At 69.9% G+C, this 17,209-nt stretch carries 18 protein-coding genes; 2 read left to right on the top strand and 16 right to left on the bottom strand.

From position 1 onward, the window contains the following. Positions 1-8: 8 nt before the first annotated feature. The gene (locus tag MKD50_RS05040) at positions 9-2,033 is read right to left on the bottom strand and encodes an acetoacetate--CoA ligase (protein WP_252666559.1); all 2,025 of its coding nucleotides are present in this window, start codon (positions 2,031-2,033) and stop codon (positions 9-11) included. Between the two features lie 129 nt (positions 2,034-2,162). After that, the gene (gene ubiD, locus MKD50_RS05035) at positions 2,163-3,689 is read right to left on the bottom strand and encodes a 4-hydroxy-3-polyprenylbenzoate decarboxylase (RefSeq protein ID WP_252666558.1); all 1,527 of its coding nucleotides are present in this window, start codon (positions 3,687-3,689) and stop codon (positions 2,163-2,165) included. Between the two features lie 650 nt (positions 3,690-4,339). On the opposite strand from ubiD, the gene MKD50_RS05030 reads away from it, so the two are divergent. Then, positions 4,340-5,449 carry a lytic transglycosylase domain-containing protein gene (locus MKD50_RS05030; RefSeq protein WP_240072470.1) on the top strand — a complete coding sequence of 370 codons (1,110 nt, stop codon included), beginning with the start codon at positions 4,340-4,342 and terminating at the stop codon, positions 5,447-5,449. Between the two features lie 85 nt (positions 5,450-5,534). Here MKD50_RS05030 and MKD50_RS05025 read toward each other — a convergent pair whose 3' ends face one another. From MKD50_RS05025 to MKD50_RS05000, 6 genes are all read right to left on the bottom strand, one after another. Continuing rightward, positions 5,535-6,716, bottom strand: a complete 1,182-nt coding sequence (locus tag MKD50_RS05025) for a pyridoxal phosphate-dependent aminotransferase (RefSeq protein ID WP_252666557.1) — start codon at positions 6,714-6,716, stop codon at positions 5,535-5,537. A gap of 127 nt (positions 6,717-6,843) precedes the next feature. Beyond that, complete coding sequence (nusB, locus tag MKD50_RS05020; RefSeq protein WP_115704290.1) at positions 6,844-7,362, bottom strand: transcription antitermination factor NusB; 519 nt, start codon at positions 7,360-7,362, stop codon at positions 6,844-6,846. After that, a complete protein-coding gene (gene ribH / locus MKD50_RS05015; RefSeq protein ID WP_012353576.1) occupies positions 7,355-7,855 on the bottom strand; it encodes a 6,7-dimethyl-8-ribityllumazine synthase in 501 nt (166 codons plus the stop codon). The genes nusB and ribH overlap by 8 nt, the downstream gene beginning before the upstream one ends. Before the next feature lie 86 nt (positions 7,856-7,941). Further along, positions 7,942-9,051, bottom strand: coding sequence for a bifunctional 3,4-dihydroxy-2-butanone-4-phosphate synthase/GTP cyclohydrolase II (gene ribBA, locus MKD50_RS05010; RefSeq protein WP_252666556.1), 1,110 nt, complete (start codon positions 9,049-9,051; stop codon positions 7,942-7,944). Positions 9,052-9,366: 315 nt separating this feature from the next. Further along, complete coding sequence (locus MKD50_RS05005) at positions 9,367-9,618, bottom strand: hypothetical protein (RefSeq protein WP_252666555.1); 252 nt, start codon at positions 9,616-9,618, stop codon at positions 9,367-9,369. 75 nt (positions 9,619-9,693) lie between these two features. Then, positions 9,694-9,981 (bottom strand): hypothetical protein, encoded by a 288-nt coding sequence (locus tag MKD50_RS05000; RefSeq protein ID WP_115704285.1) that lies wholly within the window; start codon positions 9,979-9,981, stop codon positions 9,694-9,696. A gap of 383 nt (positions 9,982-10,364) precedes the next feature. On the opposite strand from MKD50_RS05000, the gene MKD50_RS04995 reads away from it, so the two are divergent. Then, positions 10,365-10,607, top strand: coding sequence for a hypothetical protein (locus tag MKD50_RS04995; protein WP_252666554.1), 243 nt, complete (start codon positions 10,365-10,367; stop codon positions 10,605-10,607). 8 nt (positions 10,608-10,615) lie between these two features. Here MKD50_RS04995 and MKD50_RS04990 read toward each other — a convergent pair whose 3' ends face one another. Genes MKD50_RS04990 through MKD50_RS04955 form a run of 8 tightly spaced genes read right to left on the bottom strand, consistent with a single transcriptional unit; the run spans position 10,616 to position 17,162 of the window. Further along, positions 10,616-11,239: a riboflavin synthase gene (locus MKD50_RS04990; RefSeq protein WP_252666553.1), complete on the bottom strand. Its 624-nt coding sequence runs from the start codon at positions 11,237-11,239 to the stop codon at positions 10,616-10,618. A gap of 58 nt (positions 11,240-11,297) precedes the next feature. Then, positions 11,298-12,413, bottom strand: coding sequence for a bifunctional diaminohydroxyphosphoribosylaminopyrimidine deaminase/5-amino-6-(5-phosphoribosylamino)uracil reductase RibD (gene ribD / locus MKD50_RS04985; protein WP_115704282.1), 1,116 nt, complete (start codon positions 12,411-12,413; stop codon positions 11,298-11,300). 51 nt (positions 12,414-12,464) lie between these two features. Continuing rightward, positions 12,465-13,025: a GspH/FimT family pseudopilin gene (locus MKD50_RS04980; protein ID WP_252666552.1), complete on the bottom strand. Its 561-nt coding sequence runs from the start codon at positions 13,023-13,025 to the stop codon at positions 12,465-12,467. Positions 13,026-13,032: 7 nt separating this feature from the next. Continuing rightward, complete coding sequence (locus MKD50_RS04975) at positions 13,033-13,488, bottom strand: type IV pilin protein (RefSeq protein ID WP_115704696.1); 456 nt, start codon at positions 13,486-13,488, stop codon at positions 13,033-13,035. Beyond that, positions 13,488-15,323 (bottom strand): pilus assembly protein, encoded by a 1,836-nt coding sequence (locus MKD50_RS04970; RefSeq protein ID WP_252666550.1) that lies wholly within the window; start codon positions 15,321-15,323, stop codon positions 13,488-13,490. The genes MKD50_RS04975 and MKD50_RS04970 overlap by 1 nt, the downstream gene beginning before the upstream one ends. Then, positions 15,320-15,913, bottom strand: a complete 594-nt coding sequence (locus tag MKD50_RS04965) for a pilus assembly protein (protein WP_252666549.1) — start codon at positions 15,911-15,913, stop codon at positions 15,320-15,322. The genes MKD50_RS04970 and MKD50_RS04965 overlap by 4 nt, the downstream gene beginning before the upstream one ends. Then, positions 15,907-16,845 carry a PilW family protein gene (locus MKD50_RS04960; RefSeq protein ID WP_252666548.1) on the bottom strand — a complete coding sequence of 313 codons (939 nt, stop codon included), beginning with the start codon at positions 16,843-16,845 and terminating at the stop codon, positions 15,907-15,909. Before MKD50_RS04960 ends, MKD50_RS04965 begins: the two co-directional genes overlap by 7 nt. Continuing rightward, on the bottom strand, positions 16,842-17,162 hold the full coding sequence (locus MKD50_RS04955; RefSeq protein WP_252666547.1) for a hypothetical protein: 321 nt from the start codon (positions 17,160-17,162) through the stop codon (positions 16,842-16,844). Before MKD50_RS04955 ends, MKD50_RS04960 begins: the two co-directional genes overlap by 4 nt. Positions 17,163-17,209: the final 47 nt, after the last annotated feature.

Raw genomic sequence — 17,209 nt, 5'->3', positions numbered from 1 at the left:
GGTGGCGTTCAGGTCGCGGCCGACTCGGCCTGGCGCGCCTTGAGGAAGCGCGCGGCGTAGTCGAAGTACCAGTCGAGCGTGTCGGGGTTGGCCATGGCGTCGCGGTTGGCGATGCCCTGCGGCGCATGGCCCAGCAGCAGCTTCTTGATCGGCACCTCCATCTTCTTGCCCGACAGCGTGCGCGGCACGCCGGGCGCCTGCACGATCTCGTTGGGCACATGGCGCGACGACAGCGCGCTGCGAATGCGCGCGCGCAGAGTGTCGCGCAGCGCGTCGTCGAGCACCATGCCTTCGCGCAGCACCACGAACAGCGGCATATATGATTCGCGGCCCAGGTATTCCAGGTCGACCACCATGCTGTCGAGCACCTCGGGCAGGTCTTCGACCACGCGGTACAGCTCGCTGGTGCCCATGCGGATGCCGTGGCGGTTGATGGTGGCGTCGGAACGCCCGTAGATCACCGCGCCGCCGCGTCTGGTGATCTTGATCCAGTCGCCATGCCGCCAGGCGCCGGGGTAGGTGTCGAAATAGCTGTCGCGGTAGCGCTTGCCATCGGTGTCGCCCCACAGGTAAAGCGGCATCGACGGCATCGGCTCGGTGCAGACCAGTTCGCCGACCGCGTCGATCAGCGGCTGGCCCTGGTCGTCGAAGGCTTCCACCTTGGCGCCCAGGCAGCGGCACTGCATCTCGCCGGAATAGACCGGCAGCAGCGGGCAGCCGGCGACGAACGAGCCGGCGAAGTCAGTACCGCCCGACATCGGCACCAGCCAGATGTCTTCGCGTACGTGGCGGTAGATCCAGTCGTAGGCCTCGACCGGCAGCGGCGAGCCGGTCGAGCCCAGTCCGCGCAGCCGCGACACGTTGGCGATGCGCGCCGGCTCGATGCCGGCCTTCATGCAGTTGGTGAAGAACGCCGCGCCGGCGCCGAACATGGTTACGCCGGCATCGTCGACAAAGCGCCACAGCACGCCCGCGTCGGGCCAGGCCGGGTTGCCGTCGTAGAGCGCGATGGTGGTGCCCAGCAGCAGCCCCGCCACCTGCGCGTTCCACATGATCCAGCCGCTGCTGCTGTACCAGTGGAACACGTCGTCCGGGCCCAGGTTGTTGTGGAACGCCATCAGCTTGAGCTGCTCGATGACGATGCCGCCATGGCCGTGCACGATCGGCTTGGGCATGCCGGTGGTGCCGGAGGAATAGACGATCCACAACGGATGGTCGAACGGCACGGGTTCGATCGCCAGCGGCACGTCGTGCGCCAGCACGTCCTGCCAGGCATGGACGCGCACGCCGGCGGGCGTCGCGGCGCCGCTGCTGGTTTGCGGCACCAGCACCAGGTCGGTCAGCGAGGGCAGCGCGGCGACCAGCTCGGCCAGCATCGGCGCGCGGTCGTAGGCCTTGCCGCCGTAGCGGTAGCCGTCGACCGCGATCAGCACTTTTGGCTCGATCTGGCGGAAGCGGTCGACCACCGCCACCTGGCCCATGTCCGGCGCGCAGCCGGACCAGACCGCGCCCAGGCTGGCGGTGGCCAGGAAGGCGACCACGGTAGCAGGGATATTGGGCAGGTAGCCGGCGACGCGGTCGCCGCGCTGCACGCCCATCCGGCGCAGCGCATGCGCGAGCGACGCGACCTGTGCCTCGAGCGCGTGCCAGCTGATGTCGGCCAGCGGCTGCGCCTCGCCGGCATGGCGGATGGCGGTGCGCTGGCGGGCGCTGCCGCTGCCGGCATGGCGGAAGACCTGCTGCACGTAGTTCAGCGTGGCCCCTTCGAACCAGCGCGCGCCCGGCATCACGCGCCGGTCCAGCACTTGCCTGGCGGGGGTATCGAAGCGCACGTCGAAGTAGGCGTGCACGGCGTCCCAGAACGCTTCCAGCTCGGTGACGGACCACTGCCACAGGCTGTCGTAGTCGTCGAAGGCCAGGCCGCGTTCGGTGCGCAGCCAGCGCATGAACTGCGCGATCTGGCTGCGCTCGCGGAACGCCTCGGATGGCGTCCACATCAGGTTGCCTTCGGCGAGCGGGGCGGCGGTGGTCATGTCTCCTCCTCGGGCCCGTCTGCCGCGGGCGTCGGATGGTGCGATGGTTGGCCGCGGGCGCCCTCGCGGGCGCCCGGCATCAGCGTGACATGATAACGGCGGATCGCTGCCGGCGCGTGCCGGCTGACATCACCGACCGGGGGCACGTTCGAACAGCGTTTCCCACAGGGTGTCGACCTTCGCCTTGACCGCGGCATCCATGGCGATCGGGGTGCCCCATTCGCGCGTCGTTTCACCGGGCCACTTGTCGGTGGCATCGATGCCCATCTTGGAGCCCAGGCCCGACACCGGCGAGGCGAAATCGAGGTAGTCGATCGGGGTGTTGTCGACCAGCACCGTGTCGCGGCTGGGATCGACGCGGGTGGTGATGGCCCAGATCACTTCCTTCCAGTCGCGCACGTCGACATCGTCGTCGACCACCACGATGAACTTCGTATACATGAACTGCCGCAGGAAGCTCCACACGCCGAACATCACTCGCTTGGCATGGCCGGCGTACTGCTTCTTCATCCGCACCAGCGCCATGCGGTAGCTGCAGCCTTCGGGCGGCAGGTAGAAGTCGGTGATCTCGGGGAACTGCTTTTGCAGCAGCGGCACGAACACCTCGTTCAGCGCCACGCCCAGCACGGCCGGCTCGTCGGGCGGCTTACCGGTGTAGGTCGAGTGGTAGATCGGGTCGCGCCGCATGGTGATGCGGTCAATGGTGAAGACCGGGAACCAGTCCTGCTCGTTGTAATAGCCGGTGTGGTCGCCGAACGGGCCTTCCAGCGCGTGCTGGTAGCCGGACGGGTGGTCGGGATCGGGCTGGATATGGCCTTCCAGCACGATCTCGGCCGAGGCCGGCACGCTCAGTTCGGACAGCGTCGGCGTCAGGCAGCCCGCCAGCGCGGTGCGGCTGCCGCGCAGCAGGCCGGCGAACTGGTATTCCGACAGCGTATCGGGCACCGGCGTCACCGCGCCCAGGATGGTAGCCGGGTCGGCGCCCAGCGCCACCGCGATCGGGAAGGGCTTGCCGGGGTTGGCCAGCGCATGCTCGCGGAAGTCGAGCGCGCCGCCGCGGTGCGCCAGCCAGCGCATGATGACCTGGTTGCGGCCGATCACCTGCTGGCGGTAGATGCCCAGGTTCTGGCGCTTCTTGTGCGGGCCCTTGGTCACCACCAGGCCCCAGGTGATCAGCGGGGCGGCGTCGCCGGGCCAGCAGGTCTGGATCGGCAGACGCCCCAGGTCGACGTCGTTGCCTTCCCAGACCACCTCCTGGCACGCCGGGCTGCTGACGCGCTTGGGCGCCATGTCCCATACCGACTTGGCCAGCGTGAACAGCTTGCCGGCCTCGCGCAGTCCGCGCGGCGGCTCCGGCTCCTTCAGCGCCGACAGGACCCGGCCGATGTCGCGCAGGTCCTCCATCGATTCGGCGCCCATGCCAAATGCGACTCTGCGTGTCGTGCCGAACAGATTGGCCAGCACCGGCACGCTATAGATGTCGCCATGGGGAGCGCCCGCAGGTTGCTCGAAGACGACCGCGGGACCGCCGGCGCGCAGCAGGCGGTCGCAGATTTCGGTCATTTCCAGGTTGGGTGACACCGGGCGGGCGATGCGCCGCAGCTCGCCGAGCCCTTCGAGCTGGCCGATGAAATCGCGCAAGTCTTTGTATTGCATGGTGAATTCTGTTGTGGTGCGGCATCCCGCACCGGATCCAGGGAGGCGGCGGTCAGGTCGGTGACGATACACATTCCTCGGGACAGGGGCAAAAAAATCGTCAGGCCGGCGCCGCGGAAATTGTAAGTTTTTTGTCTGCCACGGAGTCGGCGCTCTGGCGGCGAGCCAAGGCCACGCCTGCGTTTGCGGGCGCCCGAGTGATGTCTGGTCGACCAAAGTGGGTTTGTTACAAATAACTGGAAGTAGTCATTCAACAATTCTTTATTCTTGACGGGATATAACACCGTTCCTACAATCCGGTCTGCTCCATGGAGTGTTGCGTCGCAACATGGATTTTCCCCCTGTGTCAAGGGGTGCACATTAAAAGAATGTGCCAGAAAGTCCCTCCAGCAAGGACCGATGGTCATAGACCCGCGCGCATGGCGGGTGACCGGTCGCCTCCGGCGACTTGCCGGAGTGTAGAGAGTTAAGTCGTGGCAGGTAGCGCCCCCCCAGGGCGCGGCCTGTTTCCAGTTGGGCGCATGGGGAGCGCCCTGCCAACAGGTGCTTGGTCGTCTCTGCTAGACGGCGCGGCATCCTTACTTGAGTACGTTGAGATCGGGCGCATGCCGCAGTCGGGCACGCGAAGCGGGCAACGGATGGAGGTAAGCATGAGCGGTTGGAAAACCCTTCATCTTCCCGGCATCGGGCGGGCCCTGCAGGTCCGCCTCCGACAGCCGGTACCCGGAGTGAGTCGGGCATTGCAGGTCCGTCTTGCGCATCCGGTCGCGGGCCGCGCCTTGCGCGGTGGCCGCACGACGCTGAAGTACGCCCTGAACAGCCTGGGCGTGATGGCGGTGGTTTCGGCGGTGTCGCTGTCGGTGAGCCAGGAGTGGCGCACCACGCTGGCCGCCTTGCTGGCCGGTGACGAAGCGCCCGCGGTGCTGGTGAGCGCCGCCGTGGCAGCGCCCGCGCATGCCGCCAATGCTGCCAATGCTGCCAACAGCCCGGCCGTATCCAGCGCCGTCCCGCCGAGCACGGCGGACGTCGCGGCGGCCAAGTTCGGCTATGGCACTGGCCGCGGCGGCAAGCTCGGCCTGCCGACCGTGTCGGGCGTCGACGAATGGAGCCTGGCGGCCAATACCAAGGTGCCGTCGGTTGCGCACCTGGCCGCGCGGATCCCGGTGACGCGCGTGGCGATGGACGCCCGCAGCACCGGCGCCACGCTGGGCAGCGCGCGCGAGCAGGCCGCCGTGGCGGACTATATCGCCCGCAAGTACCGCGTGGCCGCCCAGGCCACCGCGCAACTGGTCAAGGCTGCCTACCTGACCGGGCGCGAGGTCGGCATCGACCCGCTGCTGATCCTGGGCGTGATTGCGATCGAGTCCAGCTTCAACCCGTACGCCGAAAGCGGCGTGGGCGCGCAGGGCCTGATGCAGGTCATGACCAAGGTCCACCAGGACAAGTACGAAGCCGTCGGCGGCGTGTCCGCGGCCCTGAACCCGTACGCCAATATCAAGATCGGCGCGCTGGTGCTCAAGGACTGCATCGCCCGCGCCGGCTCGCTCGAGGGCGGCCTGAAGTACTACGTCGGCGCCACCACGGCCACCGACGGCGGCTACGGCGCCAAGGTGCTGGCCGAGCGTGCCCGCCTGCGCCAGCTGATCGGCGTGCGCAGCGCTCCCGCCAACGCCGACAAGCCGGCCGCCGAGGACAAGGCGCCGGTCGAGCACGCGCCGACCGAGAAGCTGGAAGCCAACAACGGGCCGCACAACGCCTGAGACCGGTTCCCCGGCATCGCCCAGAAGAAAAGCACCCCGCGGGGTGCTTTTTTGTTTGCCTGCCGCCACAGCGGCAGGGCTGCGGTCAGCGGAACAGCTTGCCCAGCCGCGCCATCGCCTCTTCGATATTCTCGCGTGAGGTCGCATACGAGATCCGGATGAAGTCCCGGGCCGTATGCGGGCCGAAGTCCTGCCCCGGCACCATCACCACGCCCGCGTCGTGCAGCATGGCCTGCGTCAGGCGGTCGGCGTCGCCGGCGGCCGGGTGGTTGACGCCGCGGCAGTCCGCATAGACATAGAAGGCGCCGTCGGGGCGCACCGGCACGCGCAGCCCGAGCGACTCCAGCGCCGGCACGATCAGATCGCGGCGGCGGCGGAATTCGGCCTTGCGCTCGTCGTAGATGGCCAGCGCCTCGGGCGTGAAGCACGCCAGCGCGGCGTACTGCGCCACCGCCGACGCGCAGATGAACAGGTTCTGCGCGACCTTCTCGAAGGCTTCGACCAGTGCCTCCGGCACCACCAGCCAGCCCAGGCGCCAGCCGGTCATATTGAAGTACTTCGAGAAGCTGTTCACCGTGACCACGTTCGGGTCCAGGCCCAGCGCCGACACCGGCGCGGCATCGTAGGACAGGCCCTGGTAGATCTCGTCGAGGATGGCGAAGCCGTTACGCGCGCGCACCGCCTGCAGGATCCGCGCGAGTTCGTCGGGCAGGATCGAGGTGCCGGTCGGGTTGGACGGCGAGGCCAGCAGCACGCCGCGGGTCTGCTCGCCCCAGTGGGTCTCGACCTGCGCGGCGGTTAGCTGGAAGCGCTCGGCCGGGCCGCTCGGGATCATGCGCGCGACGCCGTCGAAGGCGGCGACGAAGTGGCGGTTGCACGGGTAGCTAGGGTCCGGCATCAGCACCTCGGCGCCGATCTCGACCAGCACCGCGCACGCCAGCAGCAGCGCCCCGGAGGCGCCGGCGGTGACGATCACGCGCCGCGCCGGGATGTCCAGGCCGTAGGCGGTCTGGTAATAGCCAGCGATGGCCTCGCGCAGCGGATGGATGCCGAGCGCGCCGGTGTACTGCGTGACGCCGCGGCGCATCGCGGCCTCGGCGGCGCGCACCACTGGCTCGGCGGCGGTGAAGTCCGGCTCGCCGATGCCCATGTGCACGATATGGCGGCCGGCGCGCTCCAGCGCGGCGGCCTGCTTGGCCAGCTCCATCACGTGGAAAGCATTGATGTTGGCGACGCGGGCGGCGGTGGCAAGACGTTGCATGTCCATGGCGATGGGGAGAGGCGGGCGAGGCCCGTCAAGCAAAAAGGTTAGGTAAGAACGAAAACACCCGCCGCGGCGGGTGTTTCGTCAGGTCCTGCGCCGGCTGTGGTGCCGGCCGGCGCGGGGGCCTGGCTCAGCGGCGCGCCGCGACTTCGGCGGCGCGCACCTGGGCGGCAAGCTTGTCCAGCACGCCGTTGACGTACTTGTAGCCCTCGACGCCGCCGAAGGTCTTGGTCAGCTCGACCGCTTCGTTGATCACCACCTTGTACGGGATGTCGAGGCAGTGCACCAGCTCATAGCTGCCGACCAGCAGGGCGGCGCGCTCGACCGGCGACAGCTCGTCGACGGAACGGTCCAGGAACGGCTCGAACGCGGCGGTCAGGCGGGCCTCTTCGCGCACCGCCCCGTTGAGCAGCGCGTCGAAGTGCTCGCGGTCGGCCTTGTTGAAGCCCTGGGCGTCATGCAGATGGGCCTGGATCGCGCCGATGTCATTGCGGTTCAGCAACCACTGGTACAGGCCCTGCAGGGCCAGCTCGCGCGAACGGCGGCGCGCGCTCTTGGGCGGGGCCTTGGCTTCGGTGCGGGCCGCCGCGGGCTTGCCGCCGGCGGCCTTGCCGGCATCGTTGTCCGGGGTATTCGACGTATCACTCATCGTCGTCCTCGTCTTCGTCTTCCTGGCCGCGCAGCGAATCGAGCGCCGCCACCAGGTTGGCCATCTCCACCGCGGCGCGGGCGCAGTCGCGGCCCTTTTCGCGGGTGCGGGCATGGGCCTGCTCGTCGGTGTCGACGGTCAGGATGCCGTTGGCGATCGGCACGTTGAAATCCAGGCCGACGCGGGTGATGCCGGCGCCCGACTCGTTCGAGACCAGCTCGAAGTGATAGGTTTCGCCGCGCACCACGGCGCCCAGCGCAACCAGCGCGTCGAACTGGCCGCTCTCGCACATCTTCTGCAGCGCCAGCGGGACTTCCAGCGCGCCGGGGACGGTCACCACCAGGGTGTCTTCGCCCTCGACGCCGAGCTGTTCCAGCTCGGCCACGCAGGCCTCGAGCAGCTCGGCGCAGACCGGCTCGTTGAAGCGTGCCTGCACGATGCCGATACGCAGGCCTTCACCGTCGAGGTTGCTGGGGTAGAAGCCGTGATCCATTGTTCAGTTCTCCAGTTTTCGGGAGGGCCGCGGCGGCATGCGCCGCAGGCCCGGGTATTTGGGGGTGGCTCAGTACCGGGGCCGGCTCAGTCGGCCTGGCCGCTCATCGGCTGGTAGCCGGTCACTTCCAGGTCGAAGCCGGTCATGCTGGGCATGCGCTGCCTGGCGGCCAGCACGCGCATCTTGCCGACCCCGACATCCTTCAGGATCTGCGCGCCCATGCCATAGGTGCGCAGGTCGGGCTTGCGGCGCGGGCGCGACTGCGGCGCGTCGAGCGCGCTGAATTGCGTGAACACCTGCTCGACGGTGTCACCGCAGTTCAGCAGCACGATCACGCCCTTGTCGGCCTCGGCAATGGCCTGCATGGCCGCCGGGATGCTCCACGAGTGCGTCGTGCATTTCACTTCCAGCAGGTCCAGCACCGAGAACGGCTCGTGCACGCGCACCAGGGTTTCCTGTTCTGGCGTGGGCTTGCCCTTGACCAGCGCCAGGTGGGCCTGGCCGGTCGGCTTGTCGCGGTAGGCGATGCTGTGGAAGGTGCCGTACGGGGTTTGCATGGCGCGCTCGCCGACGCGCTCGATAATGCTCTCGGTGCGGCTGCGGTAATGGATCAGGTCGGCGATGGTGCCGATCTTCAGGTCATGCTCCTGCGCGAATTCGACCAGGTCGGGCAGGCGCGCCATGGTGCCGTCGTCCTTCATGATCTCGCAGATCACCGCCGCCGGCGTCAGGCCGGCCAGCGCGCCCAGGTCGCAGCCGGCCTCGGTGTGGCCGGCGCGGATCAGCACGCCGCCGGGCTGGGCCGTCAGCGGGAAGATATGGCCGGGCTGGACCAGGTCGGCCGGCTTGGCGTCGCGGGCGACGGCGGCCTGCACGGTGCGGGCGCGGTCGGCGGCGGAAATGCCGGTGGTCACGCCCTCGGCGGCCTCGATCGAGACGGTGAAGTTGGTGCCGTGCTGGGTGCCGTTGCGGCTTACCATCGGATGCAGGTCGAGTTGGCGGCAGCGCTCGGTGGTCAGCGTCAGGCAGATCAGGCCGCGGCCATGCTTGGCCATGAAGTTGATCGCCTCCGGCGTGACGAAATCGGCAGCCAGGACCAGGTCGCCCTCATTCTCGCGGTCTTCCTCGTCGACAAGGATGACCATGCGGCCGGCGCGAATGTCGGCAATGATGTCTTCGGTACGGGCGATTGTCATGGCGTGCTGAACGGCAGGTTGGGGCGGAAATCAGGCGAAAAACCGACGAATGGCTGTGGCAGGAACCATGGCCGCGGTGGAAAGCGGCCGGACTGAGGCGGGGCTTCGGGCCGGGCCGGCCGGGCCATATACGCCCGGCAGGTTGCCCAGTCAAGCCGGCTATTGTACGCCAAGGCAGCCCACGCGGGAGGCAGCGGCAGCGGAAAGTGCGCCGGCTGGCGTGGCGAGCGGGGAAGGGGGAATCCGGGGAAGGGCGCTGGAGCCAGGCGCGTGGCGGCTGCTGCGCCTGCCCGTATGCGCTGGCGGTATCTTGCCTTACGCGGCTTCGGCCAGCGGCGTCCAGTCCGCCGCGGCGGCAGGGGTGCGCAGGCGCGAAGTCCTGGCGATGCGGGTCCGGGCCGCGCGCGTGGCGTCAGCCAGCGCGAGCTCGCGGGTGGGGAAGCCGGCGTTGGGCCGGTGGAACGTGGCGTGCGCATCGAGCGCATACGACCATTCCCATTTGCCGAAGGTCACCTCGGCCAGCGTTACGACCACGTGGCAGTGCTGATAGAAGAAGCTTTCGTCCATGCTGGTTCCGGCGTGGTTGGCGCGTGTGCAACGCGCGATGGATGGCGGGACGGCGGTACGCTGCGTTTCAGCGTTTCAGTCGGTCCGGCCATGGCACCACGGAAAGCCGGCATACCGCCGCGCGGCGGGGCGCTTGAACGGCCTGAAGCGCCACAACGGCAATGACGGCGGCTGCAGGCGCGGCCAGCCGTCGCCGACGGCGCGATCCCAGTTGATCAGCAGCGTGACCGCACGCCGCAGCGGCGTCGAACTGAGCCGCAGCAGGCCCATGTGATGCGGCGCGCGGGCGGCATGGCGCGGCGGCTGCAGCCGCGGCATCGCCGGAATCCAGCGGTAAGTCATTCGGGAAGCAGGCGCGGGCATGCGAGATCCTCCTGGTCGCCGGGCGCAAGCGGCGCGGCGGTCACGGCGCGGTTGCGCGGCGTGGCGGATGTATGGAAACGCCAGTGAGCAGGACGCGATCGCCAGGACAGCGTCCGATAAGGCGTAGGCGAGGGAAAAGCGAAATGCGAAATGCGCGGGGGTGCGCCGTTGGCCAGACCAGCCATCGGCACAGCCCTTTCATTCTAGGCGTGCCGCGCCGCCCCTCCCAGGTCACTTACAACATAGGCCTAGCGGCGAGAAAACTTGCCACCAGCAAGGGGCGGTAGCGTAAGCTGCACCAGTGGCGGATCTGAAGTGTTCGCCGGACTGCGCGCCACACCGTGGGGCGCGTCCGCACGTTTGCATTATCCAGGGAGACAGCCATGCCGAGACAGATCAAGAACAAGGCCGAACTGCGTGCGATGGTCCGGGCAGAGCAGGCCAAGGTGCCCGCGTGCGAGGGCGCCTGCTTTGGCGATATTGTCTGGCACGCCCCGGATGCCAGCGGCTGCAACTGGAGCCTGTCGACCATGGAAGGCGGCGACAGCGCCGCGTGCGTGGAAGCGCTGCGGCCCTTCACCGACCAGTTGCGCCAGACTTACAACGTGCCCGACGAGGGCCGCTAGCGCGCGTCTTACGCGGGAGCCTGCGTGCTCGACAGCATCCGTTCCACGTAACGGGCGATCAGGTCGATCTCCAGGTTGACGCGCGCGCCGGGCTTGAGCTCCTGCAGCGTGGTCACTTCGACGGTGTGCGGGATCAGGTTGATCGAGAACTCGCAGCCGTCGGCTTCATCGGTGACGCGGTTGACGGTCAGCGACACGCCGTTGACCACCACCGAGCCCTTGTAGGCGAGGTAGCGCGCCAGCTCGCGCGGGGCGCGGATGCGCAGTTCGTGCGACTCGCCCACCGGCGCGAAATGCACCACTTCGCCCAGGCCGTCGACGTGCCCCGACACCAGGTGGCCGCCGAGCCGGTCGGCCAGGCGCAGGGCCTTCTCCAGGTTGACGCGGCCGGCGCGGTCGAGGCCCACGGTCTTGTCCAGCGATTCGCGCGAGACCTCGACCTCGAAGGCGTCGGGCGCCATGGCGATCACCGTCATGCAGGCGCCCTGGATGGCGATGCTGTCGCCAATGATGACATCCGACAGGTCCAGCCCGCCCGCCGCAATGCGCAGGCGCACGCCGGCGTCGGCGGCGGCGCCGAGCGGGGTCACGGATTCAATGCGGCCGACCGCCGCGACAATGCCAGTAAACATGGTGGAGTCTTGTGCTTGAGGTTTTGGGAATCTCGGATGGGCTGCGCGCGCTCTGGCGCTAGGCGTCGTTGCGCCGGGCGATCAGCCGCAGGTCGTCGCCGATCTGCCGGACTTCATGCCAGTGGAACTGCTCGGCATCCTGCAGCCGCGCCAGCGGCGGCAGGTTGAACATGCCCTGGGCATCGCCGAGCAGCTTGGGCGCCAGGTAGATCAGCAGTTCGTCGGCGCAGTGCTCGCGCACCAGCGAACCGTTGAGCTTGAAGCCCGCCTCGACGTGCAACTCGTTGATGCCGCGCCGGCCGAGTTCTTCCAGCATGCGGCGCAACTCGACCTTGCCGTGCGGGTTGGGCAGCACCACGACTTCGGCGCCGCGGCCTTCCAGCGCGCGCTGGCGCTGGCGGTCTTCCACCGCGCAGAACACCAGCACGGGCCGGGCGAACTCGCCGGTGTCCGGGGTCAGGATCTGCGCGTCGAGCGGCACTTCGAGGCGGGAATCGACCAGCACCCGCTGCGGCTGGCGCGGCGTGGCGATGGCGCGCACCGTCAGCGCGGGATTGTCGTCGCGCACGGTGCCGATGCCGGTCAGGATGGCGCAGGCGCGGGCGCGCCAGGCGTGCCCGTCGTCGCGCGCGGCCTGGCCGGTGATCCACTGGCTGGTGCCGTCATGCAGCGCCGTGCCGCCATCCATCGACGCCGCCACCTTGACGCGCACCCACGGCAGCCCGCGCGTCATGCGCGAGACAAAGCCGATATTCAGGTCGCGCGCCTCCTTTTCCAGCAGGCCGCAGCGCACGTCGATGCCGGCATCGCGCAGGCGCTGCAGGCCGCGCCCGGAGACCGACGGGTTGGGGTCTTCCATCGCCGCCACCACGCGCGCCACGCCGGCGCGTACCAGCGCATCGGCGCAGGGCGGGGTGCGGCCGAAATGGCTGCACGGCTCCAGCGTGACATAGGCGGTAGCGCCGGCCGGATCGAGCCCGCGCGACAGCGCGTCTTTCATCGCCTGGATCTCGGCATGGTCCTGCCCGGCCGGCTGGGTGAAGCCCTGTCCGATGACCTGGCCATCCTTGATCAGCACGCAGCCGACGCGCGGGTTGGGCGTGGTGTTGAACAGGCCCCGCGCGGCGAGCGCGAGCGCCTGCTGCATGGCGGCGTGGTCGGTATCGGAAAACATTCGGCGATCGGATGGGCCTTGGCGCTGCGATTAGGTGGCAGGGCTGCCAGGTCATGGCGGTTCGGAGGATTCCGCCGCCTCGCAGTCGGTGTCGCGGCCGGGTGTGCAGAGTCGGATACGTCCCTGCGCTCCCAGCCTGACTTGCCGCTGCTCGCCACGGCAGCCAAGTGTGAAGGTGGCGGCCTGGAAACCGCCCTGCTCAGAACGAGAGTATCCCACAGGCAGGAATTTCAGCACATTGGCGCCGCGCACGGTCTGCCGAAGAGTCACGGACAGGCACGGCGTGCCGGGCTCGACCACGGACAGCACCACCGGCTGGTCAGGGCTGGCGCCTGCCGTCACCAGTTGCCAGCCGGGACTCAGCGTGGACTCGCCCGGCAGCGGCTGCAGCGTCACCTCGACGCGGCGCGACAGCGCGGTGGCGCGTGCCAGTGCCAGCGACATGGCCAGACGGTCGGCCGCCAGCATCACCTGCTGGCGCGCGAGCATGCCGCTGAACACCGGATAGGCCGCGGCCGTGAACACGCCGAGAATAGCCAGGCCGGCGACCAGTTCGACCAGCGTCAGTCCAGCCGTGTGTCGATGCCTGCCGGCATCCCATGGGATGTCCATGCGCGCCTCAGCAATGGGGCGGCAAAGGCTGCGGCACCGCCGCGCCATCGGGCAGCGCCAGCCACTGGCCGGTGCTGCGCAGGATCAGCGTCCCGCAATCGGGATCCGCGGCTTGTGGCACGGCATGGAGTTCGACACAGGTATCGAGCGCGGCTTGCGGGCAATCGCCGGCGCTTACCAGGTGGCGCACCGGGCCATTGGCGGGCACGCGCAGCGGCCACTCGCCGGCAACCATGTCGGACCCTGGCGCGGCGGCAAAGGTCATGGCTTCGAGCGCATGCCGCTCCAGCCGCAGCATCGCGCCTGTCTGCGCGGCGCGGGCCTGCGCGCGCCAGCCTCGCGCCAGATGGCGGTGCCACGCGGGCACGGCGATGGCCGCGAGGATGGCCAGCACGGCCAGCGCCGCCACCAGTTCGATCAGGCTGAAGCCGCGCTTGCGCCGGCAGGCCGATGCCAGGTTTATCATGGCGCATCCTCCCTGGCCGGGCCGACGATCTCGCGCCAGCGCAGGCGCCCGGTGCGGCGCGTGGCCAGCGTTTGTGCGATCTGCGTGACGGCGTTGCCCGTCGCCGCCCACACTGAGAGCGCAAACGCCTGGCGTCCGGTGCCGCCCGGTTGCGCGGGCGTGCCTGGCAATTCGGTGCGAGTCGCGAACACACTGGCCCCGGGCGGCAGCAACTGCCCGGTGGCGACCAGCAGGCGTTCGCCGGTGCTGCGCTGCGCGACGGATTCCCCGGTCGCCGCCAGCACCAGGTAGCTGCGTTGCGCGCCATCGGGCGTGCGGGTCACGAACAGCAGGTAGCCGGGGAAGACCGGTTCGATTTCGACCAGCTGTTCGCCGGCATGGGGCAGGGTCAGGCGCCAGCCGGGATCCTGCGCGCCGCCGGACGTCGCGCGCAGGATATGGCCGTTGTCCGCAACCTCGGCCGTGACCTGCCGGGGCGTGCGGGCCGTGGCGCTGCGCGTGGCAGGGCCATCGGGCACCGCGGCCAGCTCGTTGCCGGCGCCGTAGATCACCAGGGGCGCGGTCGGGGATCCGAGCAGTACGGGGGCTTCTTCCCTGGCCGGTTGTGCGGACACCCGCATCCGGTACAGACAGGCCGTGGCAGGGTTTGCCCCGGCCTGCCGCGCGTCGGCGAGCGGGAAGCGCCAGAGCTGGCCGGCATCGTCGGTGGCATAGGCCGCGAGGGCGGCACCGGTGAGATCGGATAGCACGCTGACCGCCACCAGCTGGCCGGCCGCAGGGCCGCCGAGGCAGTCGCGCTCCGGCAAGGGCAAGGTGCGGATGGCGTACTGGCCGGCCCATGCGGCGCCGGCGGGCTTGTCCAGTGGTAGCAGCGCCAGTCCGGCGCGGGCAACGTTCACCACGTCGTTGGGGCTTGCATCGACGATCCCCACCGCGAACCAGCGCAACCCATCCGGGCCACGGATGCCCGCCGCGCGTACCGGCCCGCGTGCAGCCAGCGGCAGGGCGTTGGTCGCGGCGATCTCCCAGATTGGCACGAACGGCATCTGTCCGTCGGGATCGGTAACGTCGAGCACGAAGGCTGCGGCGGGGTTGCCGGCGGCGGCGTTGGCCGGGACGCCGCATAGCAGCACCGTGCGCCATTCGCCGCGGAGGGTGACGTCCTGCGCTTCCGGGCGCGGGCAGGGCGGTGGCACCGTTGGTGTGCCCGGGGCCGGCATGGCGATGGCATAGGGCAGCAGCGCGCCTGGCAAGTAAGCGGCTCGCTCCTCGCCGGTCGCGGCATCGAACGCATGCAGCAGGCCATCGACGGTGCCATGCCAGGCCAAGTGCCGGCGCAGGCTGTAGCGCAGCCGAAAGCCGGCGTGGCCGGCTTTGCCGGGCGACCATGCCGGCGGTGCCACCACCCGAACGCGTGCGCCTGCCGCATTGGCCAGGCGGGTATCGCGCGGGCGCAGGCCGGGGCGGGTCTGGTCGCCGCGCAGCCAGTCCACCGAGGCGTTGTCCCCAATGTGCAAGGCCTCGGTTACTGCATCCCATTGCAGCGGAATGGCGCGTGCCGACCCGCCGTCCGGTGCCGCATACGTGAATATCCGCCTCGATGGCACGGTCCGGCGATCGAGGCGATCGCCGGCCTCCCACAGGTCCGGCGAGGGCGCTTGCGTCAGGTCCTGCCAGCCGATGGCGAACAGCCGCCCGGTCCACGGATACGCGCCGTTCGCGGTTCGGTAGGCCAGTGGCAGCCGGCCCGCTTCGGACCCGGCGGCATGGCAGGCCGCGGCTACGGCCAAGACAAGACAGACGAAGGCGCAGCGGGCAGCGAGGCAGGTCATGGCTGGATTACGCTTTGCAACAGGGCGCGCACGGCGCGGTTGCGGCCGAAGCCGACCGCGGTCACGCGCAACCGCGGCGCCGAGGCGAGCGCGGCGGCGGGGTCCGGCGCGCTGTAACCGGCCGGCGCTTCGTCCAGGATTTCCGCGACATAGCGCGGCCGCTCCTGCGTGGCTGCGTCGGCCGGCAGCGTTGCGCCGGTAAAGCGCCCCAGCGGAACGCCGATGGCATCGACCTCGGCATCGGCCCGCAGCCATGGCTGCCACACCGGCGACCCGGCCAGTGCGGGCCGGCAGAGGCCCGCCTGCTGGCCGCTGCCGCAGCGACCCGGCGCCGGCCAAAGAGCCAGGCGTTCTTGCGTGTTCGGCGATGCCGCGGCCGCCAGCAGCTCGGCCTCGCCATCGCGCAGGGCGGCCTCGGCGGCGCGGAACGCGAATTCGCGCTCGCGCTGCATGACGGCAAGCTGTCGCCCGGACAGCAGCATCTGCAGCGTGGCGGCCGCGATCAGCACCACCATCAGCAGCAGGGTGGCGCACAGCAGCAGCGTGACGGCGCCGGCCTGGCGCGGTCCTGGCAGGCAGCGCGCTAGCACAGCGTCTCCTGGCAGCGTAGCGCATTGCGCAGCCGCACCGTGGCGGCGAACACGCGGCGCGCGGTGCCGGCCTGCGCCGGCGCAGCGGGCGGCAGGTCAGCCGCCGCGGTGCCGGGCAGCGACAGCGTGTCCGTAGCGCTGCTCCGGACTGGCGTGGCCGAGCCCGGCCGGTCGCCGCGCACGGCGATGGCGATCTGGACCGCCACCACGCGTTGCCAGGCGGCATCGGCCGGCGCGGGGATCGCCGATGCCGTTTCGAAGCGCTCGGGGCGACCGTCCTGGTCCAGGTCCAGGCCATAGCGCAATTGCAGCGACTCCACGCCGCGCACCAGCGCGCCCGAGGTCCAGCCGCTGCCGTCGATCAGGCCATTGCGGCGGGCCGGGTAACGGCACAGCAGTTGCGGCACGCCATCGGCGCCAGCCGCCACATAGAGCAGGTTCTCCGCGACGTAGCCGGCGATTGTTCCGGTGCCCGCTGCACTTGCCGCGACCGGATAGCCGCTGCAATCGGTCATGGTGTCGTCCGGCTGCGCCGGCGCGGTGGGCAGGCCGCTGCCGCTGAAGCGGACCAGCAGCGCGTCGCTTTGGCCGACGGCGGCCCTGGCGCAGGCAGGCACGGCGGCCACGGCGGGCTGTCCGCAATTGTCCGCCCCGCTGACCACGGGCAGCGCGGTGCCGGCCATGCCGGACTCGGGCTCGCCTGGCCATCCGGACTGGCGCAGCAGCGTGGACAGGATGGCCAGCGCGCGCTGGCCGCGTTCCTCGATCAGCACGCGGTCGGTGGCGGCAAGGTAGGCCGCATGCGCGTTCAGGAAGGCGGCGCCGGCCGCGGCAGAGGCGATCAGGCCCAGCGTCATGCCGACCATCAATTCGACCAGCGAGAAGCCGCGCGTGCGGGTCCGCGAGCTGCGGGCGTCAATGAGCCGGCTCATGGTCGCGCCCATGTTGATCCGGCCGGCAGGCAGCCGCCGGCATCCGGCATCGGCATGATGACGGCGACCGCGGTGGCCAGGGGCGCTGCACAGCGGCCCAGCTCGGCATCGTCGGCCGCGCTGCGCGTGGCCTGTGCCAGGCGCTCCAGCTGGCGCAGCCAGCCCAGCCCGGTGGTGCCGACCACTGCCATCGGCAGCAGTCCGGCAAGGACGATCGACAGGGCGCCAAGCGCCTCGATCAGCGCGTAGGCGCGCTGGAGCCTGGGTTGCGGGGTAGTTGGCGGCGGCGATCGACGCCGGGCTGCGGGTGAGGACATGGCATGGGTTGTGAAGGCGATGGGCCCAGATTAGCCAGCCCTCCGGA

The sequence above is a fragment of the Cupriavidus mimosae genome (assembly GCF_023952485.1).
Lineage (GTDB): Bacteria > Pseudomonadota > Gammaproteobacteria > Burkholderiales > Burkholderiaceae > Cupriavidus > Cupriavidus taiwanensis_C.
This window is presented reverse-complemented; position numbering and strand designations above follow the sequence as displayed.